This window comes from Mesorhizobium waimense (assembly GCF_003601975.1).
Lineage (GTDB): Bacteria > Pseudomonadota > Alphaproteobacteria > Rhizobiales > Rhizobiaceae > Mesorhizobium > Mesorhizobium waimense.
On record NZ_QZWZ01000054.1, the window covers coordinates 10,881 to 31,215 of the forward strand.

Annotated in this window: 13 protein-coding genes and 1 pseudogene; 4 read left to right on the forward strand and 10 right to left on the reverse strand. The window is 58.6% G+C overall.

Annotated elements, in window-relative coordinates:
• Positions 1-10: 10 nt before the first annotated feature.
• The 9 genes from D3227_RS34610 to D3227_RS34650 form a co-directional block, all read right to left on the reverse strand.
• Positions 11-2,104, reverse strand: a complete 2,094-nt coding sequence (locus D3227_RS34610; RefSeq protein ID WP_120018624.1) for a site-specific DNA-methyltransferase — start codon at positions 2,102-2,104, stop codon at positions 11-13.
• Positions 2,092-2,808, reverse strand: coding sequence for a DUF4391 domain-containing protein (locus D3227_RS34615; protein ID WP_120018625.1), 717 nt, complete (start codon positions 2,806-2,808; stop codon positions 2,092-2,094). The genes D3227_RS34610 and D3227_RS34615 overlap by 13 nt, the downstream gene beginning before the upstream one ends.
• Positions 2,805-6,077, reverse strand: coding sequence for a helicase-related protein (locus D3227_RS34620; protein WP_120018626.1), 3,273 nt, complete (start codon positions 6,075-6,077; stop codon positions 2,805-2,807). Before D3227_RS34620 ends, D3227_RS34615 begins: the two co-directional genes overlap by 4 nt.
• Complete coding sequence (gene mads1, locus D3227_RS34625; RefSeq protein ID WP_120018627.1) at positions 6,078-6,275, reverse strand: methylation-associated defense system helix-turn-helix domain-containing protein MAD1; 198 nt, start codon at positions 6,273-6,275, stop codon at positions 6,078-6,080.
• Between the two features lie 458 nt (positions 6,276-6,733).
• Complete coding sequence (locus D3227_RS34630) at positions 6,734-7,723, reverse strand: competence protein CoiA (RefSeq protein WP_167480991.1); 990 nt, start codon at positions 7,721-7,723, stop codon at positions 6,734-6,736.
• A 278-nt stretch (positions 7,724-8,001) separates the two neighbouring features.
• Complete coding sequence (locus D3227_RS34635) at positions 8,002-8,589, reverse strand: DUF2971 domain-containing protein (RefSeq protein ID WP_245452038.1); 588 nt, start codon at positions 8,587-8,589, stop codon at positions 8,002-8,004.
• A 153-nt stretch (positions 8,590-8,742) separates the two neighbouring features.
• Positions 8,743-12,240 (reverse strand): AAA family ATPase, encoded by a 3,498-nt coding sequence (locus tag D3227_RS34640; RefSeq protein ID WP_245452039.1) that lies wholly within the window; start codon positions 12,238-12,240, stop codon positions 8,743-8,745.
• The gene (locus D3227_RS34645) at positions 12,237-13,508 is read right to left on the reverse strand and encodes a metallophosphoesterase family protein (RefSeq protein ID WP_120018630.1); all 1,272 of its coding nucleotides are present in this window, start codon (positions 13,506-13,508) and stop codon (positions 12,237-12,239) included. The genes D3227_RS34640 and D3227_RS34645 overlap by 4 nt, the downstream gene beginning before the upstream one ends.
• Before the next feature lie 188 nt (positions 13,509-13,696).
• Positions 13,697-14,062, reverse strand: coding sequence for a WYL domain-containing protein (locus D3227_RS34650; protein ID WP_245452040.1), 366 nt, complete (start codon positions 14,060-14,062; stop codon positions 13,697-13,699).
• Between the two features lie 165 nt (positions 14,063-14,227).
• Between D3227_RS34650 and D3227_RS34655 the strand changes: the two are divergent.
• The 4 genes and pseudogenes from D3227_RS34655 to D3227_RS34670 all read left to right on the forward strand — a co-directional run bounded on the left by D3227_RS34655 (position 14,228) and on the right by D3227_RS34670 (position 19,175).
• Positions 14,228-17,141 (forward strand): annotated as a pseudogene (locus D3227_RS34655) (Tn3 family transposase).
• A 54-nt stretch (positions 17,142-17,195) separates the two neighbouring features.
• The gene (locus D3227_RS34660; protein ID WP_208646533.1) at positions 17,196-18,059 is read left to right on the forward strand and encodes a tetratricopeptide repeat protein; all 864 of its coding nucleotides are present in this window, start codon (positions 17,196-17,198) and stop codon (positions 18,057-18,059) included.
• 154 nt (positions 18,060-18,213) lie between these two features.
• The gene (locus D3227_RS34665) at positions 18,214-18,765 is read left to right on the forward strand and encodes a recombinase family protein (RefSeq protein ID WP_120018632.1); all 552 of its coding nucleotides are present in this window, start codon (positions 18,214-18,216) and stop codon (positions 18,763-18,765) included.
• 59 nt (positions 18,766-18,824) lie between these two features.
• The gene (locus D3227_RS34670; RefSeq protein ID WP_245452042.1) at positions 18,825-19,175 is read left to right on the forward strand and encodes a hypothetical protein; all 351 of its coding nucleotides are present in this window, start codon (positions 18,825-18,827) and stop codon (positions 19,173-19,175) included.
• Between the two features lie 284 nt (positions 19,176-19,459).
• On the opposite strand, the gene D3227_RS34675 is transcribed toward D3227_RS34670, so the two are convergent.
• A complete protein-coding gene (locus D3227_RS34675) occupies positions 19,460-20,287 on the reverse strand; it encodes a DUF3800 domain-containing protein (protein ID WP_245452043.1) in 828 nt (275 codons plus the stop codon).
• Positions 20,288-20,335: the final 48 nt, after the last annotated feature.

Sequence of the window (20,335 nt, forward strand, 5' to 3'; positions counted from 1 at the left end):
GCTGGCCCCCTCAAATCGACTTGACGTCGGTGCCGGGGGAAAGCTGGCGGAACACCTGCTCGACGTTGATCTTCACGGCGTCCGAGACGAAACCATTGTCGCGGAAGACGACGCGCAGCGGCTCACGTCCGGCAAGCTCCTTCACCAGCTCCTCGGTCACGCCCGTATCGAAGCAGGCGACAAGCGCGTTCTCGTCCACGAAGAAGATGGACTTGCCGTGCACCGTCTCGCGCCGGATCGGGAGGGTCAGGTCCACGCCCCAATCGACCAGCACTTGCAACAGCAGGTCCTCGACCGTGCGATCCGGCTTGATGTTGTCGATGGCGTGGAGCAGGTCCTTTTGGTCGACCTCGTCGGGGCGGTAGTACACGTCCTGCATGTTCGAGGTGTCCACCTTCAGCACCCGGAAGCCGACGTCACCTTTCCATGCCTCATGGCGATCACCAGCAAGGGCAGCCTCTCCCGAACGACGGATACGCTCCTTTGACACCTCCGAAAGAACCAGAGGGCGACCGTTCTTCTCCATTAATTTAATCGCGGCACGAACTGTCTTCTTTGCCGTTCCAGTCGTCGACGCTTCTGCATCAAGCAGGCTTTCCGGAAGCTGCACCATTATAAATCGGTGGTTTGTTCCATAAGTTGCATTAGCCTTGAAAACCGCCTCGGCGGTGCTTGCCGAACCAGCAAAAAAGTCGACAATCAGAGCGCTTCGATTGTTTGGAGTTACGTATTCGACCAAGCGGGCCAGCTCTTCGTGGTCCTTCGGATTCGTGAAGACTTTCGCCCCCATGAGGGAGCGAAGGTATTTTACCGATACTTGGGACTGCTTGTAGAAATACGACCCACGAACTTGTGTGGCAAATTCAGTGTCATCGCCGTTCTCTTCATCCTCATCAACGTCGTTGACGTCATCTGCCTCCTCGGGAATGGGACGAATATGCGCCTTCCTAAAGGGCGGCTCGGTGTGATCGTCGCGGAACTCAACAAGGCCTAACTTGATTTGACGCTGCATCTCATCCGGTGAGGCGTAGATCCACCCGCGTTCTGGAACTGCACAAGGTTGCTTAGTGACAGGATGAATCACATCGTATTTGGGCCCGTCGCCACCCGGCCATGAAATATCCCTGTCACGCCAAGGCCCGTACTTATCCACGCGCTTGTAGCGTGACCATTTTTTTGCCGGATGGCTCTTGGGGAGGTCCGAATACCATTTGGACAAATCCGTCTCGATGGCACGATAATCATCGCCGTAAATACCCTTTAGACGGAGGAATTCTCCCCATATCTCACGGGCTCCGGGCTTCTCTTCACGCCATGCTTCCTTGCGGTCCCTAAGATAGGTAACATTCTTTGCATAGATAATTATGTACTCATGGCCGACAGAGAAGAATTTAGCGTCGTTCTTGCGCCCCTTCTCCCACACCAATTGTGCAATGAAGTTGCTCTCGCCGAAGATCTGATCCATCAACTTCCGCATCGATGACTGCTCATAGTCATCGATGCTCACCATAATTATCCCATCATCAGAGAGAAGCTTCTTCGCCACGGTAAGGCGTGGGTAAATTAGCGAAAGCCAATCGGAGTGATATCTCCCGCGGGTCTCCGGATTTGCCACAAGGCGCTCACCGATTTCGTCGCGCTCACCGGAAGCTCTCTCGTATTCGTCCTTGGACGATACGAAATTGTCTTTATATATGAAGTCCTTTCCCGTGTTGTACGGCGGATCAATGTAGATTATCTTGACTTCTCCAAGAAACGCGTCTTGTAATAATTTTAGAGCGTCAAGATTGTCGCCTTCTATGAACAAGTTCTTTGTTGAGTCAAACTCAATACTTTCGTCGCGGTAGGGACGAAGTGTCTTGGCTATGGGAGTGTTTGCCGTAACCAACGCTTCCCGTTTCCCTGGCCAATCCAGCCGATACCTCTCTTGCGGTCCTTCTACGATTTGATCGCTCAGTTCCTGCCGCAGCTGATCGAAGTCCACGGACAGCCGAAGATTGCCGCTCTCGTCTTCCGCCTCGCTCACGCAGCCGGGGAACAGAGCTCGGATTTTCGCGATGTTCTGCTGGCTTAGGTCGGGGCTGTGCATCTTCAGCTTTTCCATGCGTGTCCTCTTACTTTGTCCGTCACAGCGCCGACGGGGTCGCCCGCGGCCAGCCGCTCCAGTTCCTGCTTCGCCGCGCGCAACTCGGCATTGATCGCCACGCGCTTGTTGAATTGCTTCTCGAGGGAGAGCCGCGCCTTGATCCGCTCCATCTCCCGCGTCTTCGCCCGGATCGCCTCCATCCGGTCCACCCGCGTCTTGATGTCCTCGCTGATTTGCGCGGACGAGGGCATCATGGCAGTGAGAAGACGGTCATAGAGGGCACCCAGATTGAGTGCGACGGGCAGGGGCTGACGCGGCGCATCCTCTGGCGCCCAATCGGTGGCGAAATATTCGCTGATCACCCATTTGGAACCGTCCGCCTCGCTCGGGCGCTTGAAGGCGGCCGTCGCCTTACGCTTGCCGCGCCAGGTCAGCTCGAAGACCAAAGGAAACGGAATCGCCTTGTCGATCGCGCGCAGGACGGCTTCGTCGAGCTTCCCAGTTTTGAGCGATATGCCGAACACCTGGACCTCGGACACGGAGGAGGTGGCGTCGAGATTGGTCGTCTCGGGGGCCAGCTTGAACCGCCAGACGATCTGATCGACCTCGCGCACGAACAGATCCTTGAGCGCGGTGTTGGCGCCGGCGTGCTCGTATATCTTGTTCTTCGGCACGACGCGGCCGAAGGCGGCGCTCTTCGGATAGTCGAAGAAGGCCGTCATGCGTCGCCCCCCTCGATCACGACAAAGGCGATCAGCTCGAAATCATTCAGCCCAGCGATGCTATGCACCAGCGCCGTTGTCCGGCCGCCGCTGAACAGGCTGTCGATGTCCTTCTCTTCCTTCACTTCGATCATAGAGCGGATGGCGCTGCTCAGCAGCTCGGAGTAGCGATCCATCTTCCGGCCATCCTGCGTACGCTCATTGAAGATGCGGCAGACTTCCTGGATCGGCTCGGGCCGGCCCTTGCAGCTTGAGCGGACGAGGTCGAGCAGGCGCTTCACCTCGGTGTGGTCGGCGATGAACTCGCCGTCGTTGCCGATGTAGACCAGATAGTAGGGGTGCAGCCGGTTCTGCTGGTTGATGTTGACGCTGTCGTTGATGTTCTTGAGCGCAAAGATCGCGCCGGGTCGAAGGCCCAGCTCGGGCTGAGCGGGAACAACTGCGTGCATCCCGTTCGGCAGGTTGTCGAGCTCGCCGTGCTCCTTGACGTAGTTGAGCAGGTCCATCCGGAAATCGTTGAGGCCGAGATCGGTGATCGAGACGCCGGTCTTCACGTCTTCCAGCTCGATGACCTCTTCCTGAAGGCGCTTCAGCTGGTCCTTGCGGTAGGCGATATCGTTGCTCTTGGCGGTGAGGAGATTGTCGTCGCCGGTGGCGCTCACGTCCGCGATCACCATGCGGTTTTCGACGCGCTCCTTGAGGTTGATGTACTCGTCGAGAGAGATGTCAGGCCAATAGTTCACCAACTGGATTTGGGCGTTCTGCGAACCGATGCGGTCGATTCGGCCGAAGCGCTGGATGATGCGCACCGGATTCCAGTGGATGTCGTAATTGACCAGATAGTCGCAGTCCTGAAGGTTCTGGCCTTCGGAGATGCAGTCCGTGCCGATCAGGATATCGAGCTCACCCGGCTCGTTGGGCAGGACGATCGCCTTCTCCTTGGACCGCGGCGAAAAGAGCGTCAGCACGCCCTGAAAATCATAGCTCTTTCTGAGGGTGGTTTTCGGCGCGCCGGAGCCCGTCACCTTGCCGGTCTGCAACCCGAGCTGCTGCGCGAACGGCGCCAGATTGGCGTAGAGGTAGTTCGCCGTATCGGCGAAGGCCGTGAAGATCAGGACCTTCCTGTTGCCCGGATTGAGGGGCTCGCTCACCTTCTGCCGGAGCACCTGCATGAGGTGCTGGAGCTTGGCGTCGTCGTCCGGTTCGACCTTGTCCATCGAGGCGATCAGGTCCTCGATGAGCGCGAGATCGGCCTCGAGATCGTGCTTCCATGACGGCAGGTCCATGTCGGCAAGGCTGATCTGCACCTTCTTGCCGACCGTGAATTCGCCCAGTCCGGCCAGATCGTCGTCTTCGGCGTCGAGCAATTCCTCGTCCGCCAGAAAATCGCTCACGCTCTGCGTGCCGCCCGACCGCTCGAAGTCACGAATGGCGTCCATGGCCCGCGAGATATTCCCGCTGAGCGAACTTAGGGTGAGGCGGAACGCCTCGACGGAGCTTTCGAGGCGCTTGAGCAGGTTGGTGGTCATCAGCGCCTGAAGGCTGCGCTCGCGATCGGCCTGCCGAAGCTTGCCCCGGCCGCCCTCGACCTGGGTGTCGTAAATCTCCTCGTATTTCCGCAGCCGGCTCGGAAGGATGTAGCTGATCGGGGCGTATACCGCGAGCTTCAGCACGGAAAGCCGGGTGAAGATGTCGTTCAGCCCCATCACGTCTATCCGTTGCGTGATCGGGCAATGGAAGGACAGCGGCTTGCAGCGCTGGGGAAACTTGCCGATGTCCTTCGTGTCGTAAAAGGTTTCGATGTGTTTGCGCGACCGGGCAATCGTCACGGCATCGAGAAGCTCGAAAAAGTCGAAGTCCAACGCCTTGAGAATCGAGGCCGAGGTCCGCTCGTCCGGCGGGAGAAGCGTCCAGGCATTGAAAGCCTTTTGCGCGCGGCGGAAGATTTCCTCGACGCTGGTCTGCGTCTTCAGATTCTGGCTGAGAGCCTCCGACTGGCCTTCGTAGGCGAGCGCAAGTTGGTTGCGCAGGTCGGTGAATCGGTTGTTCACCGGCGTCGCGGAGAGCATCAGAACCTTGGTCTTCACGCCTGCGCGGATGACCTTGTTCATCAGCTTCTGGTAGCGTGTCTCCCGATCCTTGAAGACATCGTTGTTCCGGAAATTGTGGGACTCGTCGATCACGACGAGGTCGTAATTGCCCCAGTTTATGCGATTGAGCGGAATGCCGAAGGACTCGCCGGATGTGCGCGACAGGTCGGTGTGGCACAGGACATCGTAGTTGAACCGGTCCTTGGCGAAGATGTTGGTCGTCAGGTTGGTGTTGTAGTTCCGCCAGTTGTCCGCGAGCTTTTTCGGGCAGAGCACCAGGACGGCGCGATTGCGCAACTCGTAATATTTGACAACGGCCAACGCAGTGAACGTCTTCCCCAGGCCGACACTGTCGGCGAGGATGCAGCCGTTATAGGTTTCGAGCTTGTTGATGATGCCGGTGGCCGCGTCCTTCTGATAGTTGAAGAGCTTGTTCCAGACGACGCTGTCACGATAGCCGGTGAGGTCGTTCGGCAGGACGTCCTCGTCGATATCCTCAAGGAAGTCCTGGAAGATGTTGTACAGCATCAGGAAGTAGATGCGCTCCGGCGAATTCTCCTGATAGACGGACTCGATGTGGTCGCAGATCGCGGCCGTGACATCGTTCAGCTTCTCCGGGTCGGACCAGATTTGGTCGAACAGCTGGAGGTACATCTGCGTGTGGTTCGGGTCGTCGAACCGCGTCACGAAATTCGAGACGGCATCGCCTTTCTGATAGCCGAGATCGACGGCCGTAAAGCCGCTGATCGGCATGTAGGCAATTCCGCCGTCATCGCCCGCCACATGTAGGAACTGCTGCATCGGGGCTTTCGTGGTGTTCGAACGGAACCTGGCCTTTTTTCGAATCCAGTCGGCGCATTCGCGCGCCACCGCCCTTTGCGTCAGCTTGTTGCGGAGCTGGATTTCAAACTCCGTTCCGTAAAGGCCGCTCTCCCGCCGCGCTTTCGGAATGAAGAACTCTCGCCGTTCCTTGCGCAAGCGGTCCGTAACCTCCGTCGGTACGAACGTCGGGGCAGTGAAGATAAACTGAAGGCTTTCGATCTTGGAAAGCTCAGCTTTCAGAGCCTCAAAGGCATAGATCGAGAAACACGACGCAGCTATTTTCAGCCGCGAACCGCGATCGACCGTGCCCTTAAGGTCATCCCCAAGAAGCTGCGAGGTGTTATCGATTATCTTCATTTAAATAGTTCGCCCCGCCTTTCTGCTCTGCAGCTTCCGTGCCTCAATCCAATCGTCAATATCTCCCTTACGAAACCGCCAGGCGCCTCCAACTTTGAAACCGGGAATGGCCCCATCTGCCGCGAGCCGATAGGCCGTTTTTTCGGTGAGCTTGAGATACTCCGCCACCTCTCGGATTGTCATTACATCGGTATTCATGGACGTTCCAATGAAACCCTGCCCAGCGTGAGAAAATACGGGAAGATTCGGGAATCGCAATGGACAGCGCGCACTCACAATTAGCTTTCGCCAAGTTTCCCCTTCCGGCGACGCAGAGCATATGAGCGTAACCGCTCTTAGCCAGCAATAGGTTGGGAAGCCCACTGGCCAATCGGGCAATGTTGGTCATTCATCCCGCGCTCGATGAAGTCGAAATGCATGTGACTTTAACCGAACTTGGCATCTCCATGACTCTCGAAGCTAAGCCGAGGAGTCAAGCTGGATCGCCCCCGACCGGGCTCTGCACCGCAAAGCGGCATGCACAAAATTGACGACGTCCGGGCGTTGGCCGTTTTCGCAGCTTCGCCGAGTGGGCCTGTATGGCGGCTGCTTCATCTTGCGCATGCTGGAGGCTCCGATGGCGGCAACTGTGGGACGAGGTGTCCAAGGACCGGAACTTAGGATCGCACTGACCAAGTGTCCTGCCATCCGCGACTATCAATGACCTCCTTCCAGCCGTCCGCAACCCGCACCTGATACGTATCCAAAGGCTCCTCGTCGCGTCCCGCGTCGAGTTCATAGAACTCTCCGATGAGGCTGTCGCAATGAACGCAGCCATTGCTCAGATACTTGCGTCCTTGCGAACCGCTGAACCGATACTTTATAACTCCAATTCCCTGATGGCGTAGCAACCGACGGCGGACCATCTCGGACGCCCGAGGGTACTCTCCGAGGTTTGGAATCGTGATGAGGACATTCTTGTCGCCCACCGCAATTTCCAGGTACAAGACGATTCTGGTCTCCGCACCGCAGGACCAGCAAAACATGCTGCCCGTCCGAATGCGAAGGGTCGCCTCGTAATCAGGGTCCACGCCAAACTTAAACCGTCCGCCAAAGGCTGCCCTGAGGAACTCGTCCATCGGCAGCACTTGATGCCAGCGATCAGGATTACGACGGTCGCGCGCTAGCATCTCTGTCGTTTTCGGAATGAGAGCCATCATTCCTTCTCGAACGTTTCCGCCAACGCAAACGGCCGGAAGGCTCTCGCTAATGGGAAAGCCTGGCTGGCGTAGTAGCCAAAGCCCACGGATACCGGATTCTCGATACCGTTCTTGCCGCCTCAGCGTTTCCTCCCGTGTCTGCCCGGACCATTGGATCTCGATCACGACGTTGGCCTTCCCTTTTGATGCCAAGACATCGGCTCTCCAGGGCTCGCTGTCGGGTGATTCGCCCGGAACCTCGGTTTCCGCGGTCCAGCCGGAAGCACGGGCGGCTTCGACAGCAAGTCGTTTCAGGTGCAGATGCTCCTCAGTCTCGGGTGCCCAGTTGCATTCACGAACGGCTTTATGGGCGAAGAACTTGGTTCCCAGACTAGATCGCTTGAGCGTCACCTGAGCTTGGCAGCATGGCATTCGGAGGTGGCGTGACTGCCTGTTTTCTTGAGACAATGCCTCCCAGTGATCGCCCGACAAGTCGAACGATTGGATACTTCTGCCGTTAGGGTCGATGCATCGTAGAGGCATGGCGAATGATATGGAGCCGGATTGGTGGTTGCACGATCCCGGCGATGGCAGAACGAAAAAGGATCGACGCTAACCGCAATTAAAGGGCTGAATCACAACTCCTCCAGTTCAACTCCCTCATCGGCGGCCAGTAAGGCACCAGAGGCACTGATAAGAAAGGCAGCCAGGTTCTGGCGAGTTGGCTACGCGCCTGAGACGTTCAACTATTCCCAAAGTGCGTCGTCTCGATTCCGCACAACCTCAAACTCTTGGAACGCCGGCCGAGATTTAAAGACCTCGACGTCCTGCTTCAGCCACCCAAGTGCTTTCGAAACCTCAGTTCGCGTCGATTTTGAACGCCAACCCATTATCACCTGGGCAAGCTTCATGGTCGGACGGAATGGAACGAAATGCAGTTTCGATTTTTCATCGTACACGGTCGCCTTAAGGTCGATGAATGTCCGGAATTCCGCTTCATAGCTCCAAGCATGGAATTTGAGATGGAGCATTCGCTTAATCGACTCTTCGGGCAAATCTGAAAAAGCTGAGATGCCGAACTGATTCATAGGCGGCCGTTCCTCGACGTATTCAACCGCATCGAAATCCTCTGGCTGGAGGACATCAAACCCAAGACAAACGCCTTTGTGCTTATCCGCATAATGACCCCAAAGTAGCGGATGGCTCCAATTGTCGCTTAGGCAGATTAAGCCGAAATCCTTGTCGACTTCTGCTTTGAATTCTCGCATGCGTTGGCGCTCAGATTTATCCGCGAATATCGGCCCAAGGAACTCGAAGGGATCATTCAGTTCCATCACGCGGGCAACCTTCAGCCTTCGGTCTCGGATCGCAACCAGCCCAAACTGTTCCGTCGTGAAATGGTAGAGCCGCAAAGTTCAAACCCCTCTGACGCCATCTCGGTCGTGTTGCCGATACTTGGATAGCCATCCGGTTTCTATGCGTGCCCATCAGGCCGCACGGCTTTCCAAGACGAGCGGCGGCGCCAACTCGTGTATGCGCGCATTGGGACAAACCCGCCTGGCAATATCACAAAGATGCTGGTGATGCGTCAGGTAGATTACCTGACCCACTTTCGCCATGTCGGCGAATAGCCGGAAGGCTTCCTCGGCACGGAAGTCGTCGAACGTCTCCATGATGTCGTCGGCGATGAAGGGAACAGGGGTGCGAGATTGGGCGAACTCGTGGTATCCGGCCACTCTGAGCGCGAGATAGAGCTGGAAGCGCGTTCCCTTTGACATTTCCTGCGCCAGCTTGGAACTCCCATCAGCCCCGATGCCAATAAGCACTTCGGTGTCCTTGTCAGGCTGGGTCGCCAGACCGCGATAGGCGCCGCGGCTGATCACCTGAAAAGCCTCCGAGGCGCGAAGCATCATCGAACTGCGATGCTTGTCGCGATAGAGGCGCAAGGCTTGCTCGGCCGCGACGATGCCGGCCCTAAGGCGGAAGTAGCTGAACGCCTTATCCTCGATTTCCAGGAGGACCGTGCGCCGTTGCTCTTCAAGAGCAGCTACGGCACTCTCGCCATCGACGGCATCCACCTCGTCGGACGCTTTGCTGTATGCCGTAAACAGCTCCCGTACGCGCCGATCCTGATCCTCAAACCGGGCCCTGAGTTCTACCTGCTCGACCTCCAGCGCAGGGCGATCCGCGGCGTCAAGCATCTGTTCGACATCGGCCATGTCCTGGATTGATAGCGCCTCTCGGATTTCACGTTCGATGGTATTGCAACGCTGGCGCAAGTCTCTCCTTTGCTCGATCATGCGCAGCTTTTTCTCGACCTCCTGCAAGGATGATACTCCGAACAACCGCGTCATTTCAGATTTGCGGCGCTCGCAAATCGCGATTTCAGCCTCCAGGTCCCGGTTTTTGAGAATCTGATCCTCGAGAGCAAGGTGCTTGGATCCCCTTTCTGCCTTTTTCGCCCGAGCCTCTTCCACTCTCGCGGACATCAGCGCCCAGAGTCTCAGGGCACTCTCTGCTGGTCGGTCCAATCCGAGTTCCGCAGCCATAACGGACAGTTCGCGCAAGAAGGCTGCCTGATCTTCCTCCATCTTGGCGATGCGATCTGCCAAGCCGGCTTGCCGTTGAGTGGCAGGGCCAAGCTCGGCAAGTCTGTCCAATACCTCCTTGACGGTTGCGAGGCTGGGGATAGTTCCTCCTGCGCCGAGCCAGCAGCTCTTGCAAACCTCAGCCCATGACGCGTCCCATTGCGCCTCGTCGGCAGTTGCCGTTTCAAAGGCTGACTGGCGGGAAGCCTGCTCCCTTTCGCAGCGTTCAAGTTGCTCCCTCAAGTTCTTGTGTTCGACTTCAAGATCAACGGCGAATTGGGCCCTGGCCAAAAGCGCTTCGTAGGAGTCAGAGTGATCCTGGGAAACGGCTGCCGCCGATAATGCCGCCGAGAGCCGGTTGCGCGCCGCCGAGCCGTCCGCTTCCGCCTGGCGTAAGTCACCTTCGGCCTCCCGGAGCAAGTCGGCTGTCGCGAGGACCATTTCGCGGAGTCCCAGCCATGCCTCAAGCCCACCTAGCTTGATCTCGCCAGAAACGGTCAGAGCCATTTTCCGAGCGGAATCCAGAATCTCGGCCCCGATAGCTTCGCGTTCCGACTTCGCCGCGTTCAGCAGCTCCGCTGAGCGCTCCAATTCCGCTTCCGCGACGGCGAGCCTCTGATAGGTTTGATTCAGCTTCGCCAGGTCGCTCATCTGTCCCAGCCGTGCGCTGGTGATCAGGTCGTCTTTCCGCAGCTCGATCTCAAACGCCGCAGCGGTCGATTCATCGAGCGCGTCACGATGCGTAGCCCATGCCGCTTCACGCGCGGATCGCGACGTCGCTGCCTCATGATCGTCCACAACGCCGGTGGAACTCTTCAGCGCATCCAGTTCAGCTCGCAAACACCGCAGCTCACTCGTGAGGCGCCCGCTGTCATCGCTGTAGCGATCGATCTCGGCTTTCGCTTTAGACAGAGCTGATTTCCAGGCCTCCAGCTCAGAAGGTGCCGGCACTCTCATTTGCCGTACCTGGTCAAGGCTTTCAGCCCACGGTCGGAGATCCGACATCTGCTGCGCCAGTGTTTCTTTCAAATCCACACGGGAGCGTTCCGCGACACGGCGGCGGGCTGCATGATCATTCTCTCGAAGAGCCGAGAGCTCCCTCGCTAGCGCCGCAATGGCTGTGCTGTTTGTGGTGGCGGCGGCTTGGCTCGACAGGTTGCTCCGCAACTCAATCAGACGGCGGTTTGCCTCATCGGCTTCGCGCTTTGCATTTTGAACCGTCGCGTCGATACCGGAGCGGCGTTCAACGAGATCTCTGATGCTCCCAGAAATGCGACTTCCGAGCATCAGGCTGCTCGCCTTGTCTCCTTTAGGGCGTTCGAGAAGCCGCAGAATATTCGCAATTTCCCGGTCGACTTCCATCAATTGCAGGCGACGGTCCGGCAGATCCCTTTCAGCGGTGACATAACGGGCGTGCAACTCGCCGATAGCGTCCATCCTTTGCCCCAAGGTGAGCGCGATGTCGTCAACGGCAATGGCATTGAGCCCTTTCTCAAGCTCGGCGATGGACGCTTTCGCCGTCTCCCGCTTCACGGCAAGCTCGATGCCTTCCTGATGAATTACCGGAAGTTGGTTTCCCCACGAAGGCGGCGCTTCGGGAACATCTTGCAACTCAGCGAGACTGTCGCGGATGTCCCGCAATTCCGCCAGTCGTGGCAGTGCGGTCAGCAGGTTCTTAATCTCGTCAAGCCGAAGCTGCGTCCGGGTTCGGTCAGCCATCGCTTCGTCATAGTGTGCCAGTGACCGCTCCTTGGTTTCCACCATCTGGCGGTAATGGGTGGCGAGCGTGTCAATCTGCTCTTTTCGCTCCTTCAGATCGGAAAGCCGACTTTTCAAGTCGCCGATTTCACTGCTACGGGCACGGAGTTTGAAAAGGCCGTCAGCCTGCGAACGCAATTCAACAAGTGTCTGACTTAGTGCGGCCAAACCTGTGCTTGCCGAAAACAGAAGCTGTCCGAGATCACCCTTGCTGGCCAGGATGCTCTTCCCGCCTTCCTCAAGGGTGTCATCGTCGAGGGAAAACATCGCGCAATAGACGTCCCGCTCAACTCCACCAAGCTCGCCGAGTATCAAATGCTCGCCGATCGGCTGATCGCCCGGACCGAGCAGACTGCTTTGAGGCTTCTTGATCCGGACTAGCTCACGGGCAACACCACCGATGTCCAATGCGGCCCCGATGCGCATCGTTGAGTAAGGATGGAGGAAATCATAGCGGCTGCGGGACTCGATGCCGAAGAGAAGGTCGAGGAATGCAGATAGGGCGGTCGATTTGCCCGCCTCGTTCGGACCGTAGATGATATGTAGATCTGGACGGCCCGGCTCCACAGGCCCGAAGTCGATGTGCTTGTCGGTGAATTTGCCGTAGCGGGTAAGGTCAAGCCGGTTGATGCGCATCATGCTACCTCATCCTGCTTCCGACGATGGAGCCGTGCGAGCACATCTTCGACCCCCTCCTGCGCGAGCAGGCGCAACGTCGCCCGGAACTCCTCCTGATCAGCACCGAAAGTCCCTCTGCTTTCAGGTGGCAGATGACCACGAAGCTCCTCCCCAATATCGATGAGCGCCGCATGGTAAGCTTCCGAACCGATGATCTCGCTTCCGACAAGCTCTCGAAGTTCGACGAGTGGATCCCCGTTGGTCCCATCCGCAGAAACGAGGTCGGTGCACTGGATCTCCACTTTCTCGATCCAGGTCCGGCCAATGACAGATGCCCTGTGCTCGGCTTCGGTCTTGATGAGGTCGACGTCGTTACGGAGCTGCCATGCGAGCGGCGTTCGTCCGGTGAAGGAAAGCCGGACCACAAGGTGATCGGAATTTGCAGCTTCCCGCGCGGCCCCCAGGTTACCCGCTACCGTGGTCACCATGTGACGCCAATCTACGATGCCGTCGAGGTCGATCACGACGCGCTCGAATTGGGCGATGCTGGTGAACCTTTCCTCAATGTGGACGGTTCGGTCATCAGCGATCGTAACAAGACTCACCGATTTCGGACCAGATTCGTTGATGTCGCGCCCCTGGGGCATGCCAGGCATCACGATCGTGCAGCGTCCGTTACTGATTGATCGCTTGTGAATGTGACCAAGCGCCCAATAGTCGAACTCTGTCGCCTCCAGATCCGAGACGTCGCAGGGTGCGTAGGGATCGTGCCCCCGCGTTCCTGCGAGGCTGGTGTGCAGAAGACCGATGTTAACAGCGCCCTCGATCCGTGGTTTGTACTTTCCCACCAGATTTTCGGGACACTGGGCCTGCGCAAAGCTAAGCCCGTGAATAACCACAGGGGTTGCTTGATCCAATTCGAGCCAGATAGCCTCCGGGCGCCCACCGTAGACTTTTACGGTTTCCGGGTACGTCAGTTCTCTGGTGATCTTCGACAACGCATCGTGGTTGCCTCGGATGATGAACACCCGCACTCCGGCTTGGTCCAGTCGGCGGATTTGCTCGGAAAGGAACCGCGCAGTTTTCATGGAGGTCTGATCGCCATCGTAGAGATCACCCGCGAGAAGAAGCGCGTTGACCTGCTCGGATAGGCAGAGATCGACGATATTGACAAAAGCACGCCGCGTCGCGTTGCCAATCAGTTCGCCTAGTTCCGGGTTGCGCAGCGCCAGCGACCGAAGAGGCGAATCCAGGTGAACGTCCGCCGTATGAACAAATCGAAAAGCCATGCCCTCACCTTTTGCCTTCGCGTGAGAAGGCTTTGATTCCCCGAAACAGATACTGGGCTGCGCTTAGGTGTCTGCCTAGGCTGCCAATCCCTCGGGATTTCAGGTTTCCACAGGCTAATGACAGAATCTGTCACCAGCCGCGGATCGTGCGGTTCTCACGGTTCAAAGCTGTTTTGGAAATTGCATTTCTATGGAAGCGAGGGAAAGTCAGAGCGCTGGTGCGTTTCGACCATTCTGCGAAGGGCCTCCGGCGCCACGACCTCTACCTTGTCTCCCCACATGTAGAGGTGCCAGCACATCTCCATATGACCGGACGCCCAGAAACGCACGATCAGTGATCCGTCCGATTGTTCCTCCAGGATCTGAGCCGGATGGAACAGGAAAGTTCGTGCGTGCGGCGCTGCGTCAGGCTTGAACTTCCAGATGACTTCGCCAAACTCACTGTCGTTCTGAAAAGCTCCGAACGCCTTCCGCGCATGCGCGTGAATGTCGAAGCCGGGATCACGTTCGAAGACCTCGCCGGTTAGTTCCGCACGTTCGATCTTCTCAGCCACGAAGTGCCGGAGCGGACCCGCACGATCGGTTGTTGGCCTGGCCACCAGATAGGCCTAATCGGCCCGAAGCTGCGATTTTGGCCAAGTTGTGGAACGTTGCCGGAACACATTGACCGGTATGGCGTCGTCGCCTGAGAATTCACTCTTGGAATAGGGAGTGGATGTATGGGTTTGCGTGTTTCGCTCGAGGCGTTGACCAGGGAGTGGAGCCTCTCTTTTGCCGACATCGACTTTGCGAACGCCAAGCCGGCCGAGTCGAGGCTTGGACTGGCGGTTCAAACTGAAGTTCTTCGCTGCGTACGGATATTTCGCCACGGCGGCGGCTGAGGCTCCCGACGAGGCGGTTTCGTATCTGGCCGAGCAGCTTGGCGTCAGCAAGGTAGATCTCTGCCAGTATGATTTTTCGGGGCGTTCAGGGCGGCGCCATTGCGCCGAGATTTTGCGCCATCTTGGTTTTCGCCGGATGAAGCGAGCGGATCGAGCCGCACTTGCAAGCTGGCTAGCGACGGAGCTTTGCCCTGGGGGAGCATCAGTCGCTGCGATGATGGAGGCTGTTTTTCTGTGGTGCCGGGATCGCAGGATTTTCGGTCCGTCGCGCAAGGAGATGGAGCGAATAGTGCGCTCCGAGCGGCAACGCTTTCTGGAGTCCTTTCTTGGCGGTGTTGCGGATCGGCTTCGCCCGGAAATGGTCGCGCTGATGGAAGCATCGCTGGCCGATCCAGATAGCCCGACCGGATTCCATACAATCAAAGGAGACGCGGGTGCAGCAACGCTGGACAACATGTTTGCCCTGGCTGATCGGCTTGCCTTCATCAAGAAGCTGTATTTGCCGCGGGATCTTCTATCCGCTGCCGGCAAGACCTGGATCGATCAGATCGTTCGGCGGGTAGGCGCCGAAAAAGCCTCCGAGATGCGCCGCCACGCCCCGAGGCGGCAACTAGGCCTCTATACCGTTTTCCTGATGATGCGGGAAGCACAGATCATCGACGGCATGATCGACCTGCTGGTGGAGACCATCCACAAGATCGGGGCGCGTTCGAAGCGCAAGGTGGTGGCCGGCATCGCGCGTGACATCGAGAAGGTTTATGGCAAGGAGCGGCTGCTGGTCGATATCGCGGGTGCCGCGATCGAGGCGCCGGGTGGCCGGGTCTGCGATGTGATCTTTCCGGTAGCGGGCAAGGAAAAGCTTGCGGCGATCGTCAAGGAGCATCGTGCGAAGGGCACGCTCGAACGGCGCATCTACCAGGTTATGCGTGGGTCCTATGCCGGTCACTATCGAAGAATCCTGCCGAAGCTTCTTTCGGTTCTGGAGTTTCGTTCGAACAATGCCGTTCATCGGCCCGTGCTTGGGGCGTTAGACTGGATCAGGCGGGCCTTCGAAACCCGATGCCGAGTTGTGCCGCGGAACGGGGTGCCGATCGAAGGGGTCATTCCGCCGAAATGGCGCAGCGCGATCATCGGAAAGGACGGGCGCATCAACCGGATCAGCTATGAGCTTTGCGTCCTCAGCCAGCTGCGCGACCGCATCCGGGCCAAGGAAATCTGGGTGGTCGGGGCGGACCGCTATCGAAATCCGGACGACGATCTGCCCAAGGATTTCGAGAGCCGACGGGCGGCCTACTACGACGCGCTCAACCTGACGTCGGATGCGCGAGCGTTCACCCGCAAAATCCAGGCCGAGCTTGAGCGGGAATTGCGGCTGCTGAATGCCGAACTCCCCCGCAACGACAAGGTACGCATTCTCTGGCGCGGCGAGAACCGCATCTCGATCACGCCGTTCCAGCCGCTGCCGGAACCGCAAGGCCTGCGATCGGTCAAGGCCGAGATCGGCCGGCGTTGGCCAATGACGGAACTGCTGGATGTGTTGAAGGAGACGGCGCTCGACACCGGCTTTCTGGACGCCTTTGAAACGTCGGCTTCCCGTGTGGCGCTTTCGCGCGGTGCGCTCGACCGGCGCCTGATCCTGTGTCTCTACGGGCTGGGCACGAATGCCGGCCTGAAGCGCGTCGCGGCCGGATGCCCGGATGTCAGCTACGAGGAACTGCTTCACGTCGGCCGGCGCTTCCTCCACCGGGGCGCGCTCGAAGCGGCTTGCGGGCGCGTTGCCAATGCAACGCTGGCGATCCGCAACACCGCCATCTGGGGCGAAGCCGGCACGGCCTGCGCGTCGGATTCCAAGAAGTTCGGCGCTTGGGACGGCAACCTGATGACGGAATGGCATGTCCGCTATGGCGGTCGCGGCGTGATGATCTACTGGCATGTCGAGAAGGGTTCGACCTGCATCTTCTCGCAGCTCAAGCGCTGTTCGTCTTCGGAGGTCGCCGCGATGATCAAGGGCGTGCGGCGACACTGCACCGACATGGAGATCCAGCGCCAATATGTCGACAGCCATGGCCAGAGCGTCGTCGGCTTTGCTTTTTGCCGCCTGCTCGGGTTCGAGCTGGCGCCACGCCTGAAGGCGATCGCCCGGCAGAAGCTGGCGCTGCCGCATCCAGGCCTGCGCGCTGAATTGCCCAATCTGCTTCCCATTCTTTCCAACGTCATCAACTGGGAGGAGATCGAGCAGCAGTATGACGAGATGGTCAAATATGCGGCTGCCATGCACAGCGGGTTGGCCGATCCCGAAGCGATCCTGCGCCGCTTCGCCCGCGCCGAGGTGATGCACCCGACCTACAAGGCACTCGCCGAACTCGGCCGGGCGATCAAGACGATCTTCCTTTGCCGGTATTTGCGCCACGAGAAATTCCGCCGGGAAATCCACGAAGGCCTGAATGTGGTCGAGAACTGGAACAGCGCCAACAGCTTCGTCTTCTTCGGCAAGGGTGGCGAAATCGCCTCCAACCGGCCCGATGAGCAGGAGATATCGGTGCTGGCCCTGCATCTGCTGCAGGCGTCGCTGGTCTATGTGAACACGCGCATGATGCAGTCGGTGTTGAGCGAGCCGAAGTGGTCAGCGCGGCTGACGCCGGAGGACTATCGAGGCCTGACGCCGCTGATCTACGGCCATGTCAATCCTTATGGCCGCTTCGACCTCGATCTGGATCGCCGGATCGATTTTGAGCAGAAACAAGCGGCGTGACCCATCGAAGGGGATGTTGAAATGTCTGTATCGAAGAAGCCCCGAAAGAAGGCAATGGCGAAATCCAAGAAGCCGGAAAATGACGATGCTCTGCCTCCGATGCCGGACCGGCGCGGCATGGAGGGGTTGATGGCAGGTCTTTTCGGCGGACAGCGTGGGAGCGACCCGACGGCTGCCGCGCAAGACATCATGTACGAAGCTTGGGAAGCGACCAGTCGCAGCAAGCGTATCGCGCTGGCCAGGAAGGCGCTTAAAGTCTCGCCGTTGTGCGCCGACGCCTATGTGCTGTTGGCGGAAGAAGAGGCGGGGTCTGTCGAGGAAGTGCTGGTCTACTACCAGAAGGGCGTCGCGGCGGGTGAAGAGGCGCTCGGACCGGACGGGTTTGAGGAATATGCCGGTCACTTCTGGGGTTTTCTCGAGACGCGCCCCTACATGCGGGCACGGGCAGGTCTTGCCGCGTTACTCTGGCGGCTTGGTCAGCATCAGGAGGCCATCGACCATTGTCAGGCGATGCTCGAGCTCAATCCGAATGACAATCAGGGCATCCGCTATGCGCTGGCCGGGCATTTGCTGGCGCGCGACGATATCAAGGCCCTGAGGAAGCTTCTCAAACAGTACGAAGACGATTGCGCTGCTGCATGGCTCTACACGCGCGCCCTTCTTGCCTTTCGTGAAAGCGATCCGGGTGCCGGGAAGCTTGCGGAGGAGGCTTGGCTCGCGAACAGCCATGTGCCTGGCGTCCTGTTCGGCAAGCAGCCACTGGTTGCTTCCATCAACGGCTATATCACCTTGGGCGGCGAGGATGAGGCAGCTGACTACGTTGAGGAAAACGGCCAGGCTTGGCAGGCCACGCCCGGCGCAATCGCGTGGCTGGCGGCGGTTACCAGAAAGCTGAAGCCACGACGGCGGCGTAACTGACAGCCCGGAACCGATGGGCGCGTTCTAATTTGGGTATACCCAGCCAGCACAACGCAAGTGAACACGTTCCAGCCGCACAGCCATGTTTATTTTGGGTCCGATTTGAGATATTGAACGAATTCATGCCTTGGCACACCCAAAATGAACGGTTCGCATGACTCGTATCGGATACGCGCGCACCTCCACTACCGACCAGAATCTTGCCGCGCAACTCGCCGCACTCAAGACCGCCGGCTGCGAGGTCATTCGCGAGGAACAGAAGAGCGGCGCCTCGCTGGAAGGTCGCCCGCAGCTCACCATCATTCTCGACTTCATCCATGCCGGCGAGACGCTCGTCGTCACCCGCATCGATCGCTTGGCGCGCTCCTTGCGCGATCTGCAAGTGATCGTGGACCGGCTGAAAGCCAAGGGCGCGCATCTGTCCGCGACCGAGCAGCCTGTCGACACCTCGACCGCCACCGGCAAAGCCTTCTTTGACATGCTCGGCGTTTTTGCCGAATTCGAGACCAATCTACGGCGCGAACGGCAGGCCGAGGGCATTGCCGCCGCCAGGAAGCGCGGCATCTACAAAGGCCGGCCGCCAAAGATCGACCGTGCCGAAATCATGCGCCGACTGAAACAGGGCCACGGCCCGACACAGATCGCTCGTGCTCTCGGCATCTCGCGCGGAACCGTCTACCAGGTACGGAAAGGCGAACCAGATTGAGCAAAGGAAACCGCATCATCCGGCTGACGCCTGTAGCTTGCGAGCGGATCCAAGCCCGCATGCTCGAAGCCTGCCAAAAGATCGCCGCGGATCACGGGCTGGCCATCGAAAGCGCCGGATGGCGAAGCCTAGACTCCGGGTTTGCCTTCGAACCGGTGTTCAGCGTCAGCATTCCCGCCTCCGACGGCACAGCATTCAATCTCGAAAAGGATATGTTCGAGATTCTAGCCGAGCGGTACGGGCTGGCTCCCTCAGACTTCGGGCGCGAATTCAGCGCCGGAAGCGAACGGTTCCGGATCACCGGCATCGATCCCAAGCGACCCAGATATCCCATCTCCGCCGAACGGGTTCCCGACCGCCGGGGCTTCAAATTCACCGCCGAAAACGTTGCCATGCTGCTACAAACTTGAAGCAAGCCCTGATGTTCGTCAAATGTTTCCCAACTTGGCCAAAATCTCAGCTTCGGGCCGATTAGGCCAAAGAAGAGGACTTGATACCCAAAGAAGAGGACTTGATAATGTGGAGTGTCGATCAGACGAACCGTGCTATATGCAAGCGATAAGATAAGGCCCCCCTGACCTGAGGTTCACCCGGGGTGTTGACAAAGAGAGCGTCGATACCCATACTTTGCATGTGAGCATCGCTCCGGGGTTGGCGCCAGGCGCCAGCCGAACTTTTCAAAACGAAGGCCCGGCTAGTCCGGGTCTTTGTTTTTTATCCTGTCAAAACAGCTGTATTTGATGCCACGGGACGCCAGCTCCTCGGCCGGTAGGTGCGCGTCGATGAGACGCTTGTGCTCCATCAGGGCCCTGTAGGGCCGGTAGGACGGGTCATATCCGCCCTTGGCCATCGGATAGAGGTAGAGATCGGCGATCTGCAGCATCGGCGTGGCTTTGGTTCTGCCGCGCGGCTCCCCGCGCACGATGTCTTTGAACTCCTCGGCGGTTAACGACCCGTAGATGGCGGAGTTGGCACCGTCGAACGGCATCCCCTGCGTCTTCAGGATCCGCGTGTAGGCTATCAGGTCGCGGTCCTCGGCTTTGCCTGCCCGCTCGAAGAACACGCGCAGCTTGCGATCCTGGCTGCGGGCGTATTTGGCGGCGCGCTCGATCAGGATGCAGTAGGCCGTTTTGCACATAAACCACAGGTGGTCCTGATACCGGTCCCGGTAGCGGGCAACATAGCCCGGTCGGTCGATGACCGCGGCGATGCCGATCACGGGCAGCCCAAGCAGCATTCCCTGCAAGTCTCCCAGGAATTCAAAAGCGGACTCCGGCTTCTTCAGCCAGCCGAAGTCGCCACGGCCGCCCCGAATCGCCCAGGAGTGGAGCGGGTAGGTGATACCGTGCTTCTGGCAGAAGGCCTTGTGGCGGGTATAGAGCTCGTCGACGTCTTCCTCGTTGATGAGGATGCCGCCGAGGGCAAAATAATCCATTTCGTCCCGGCGCTTCTCTTTGGGCTCTCGGTCTGGCTCGCGGCTGCCGCTGTCGTCCAGGTAGAGGTGGATTTCACGGTCTGTCACGGGCAGGCTTTCATTGTCCGCACAGCTTGGCTCAAAAACCGGAGGCTG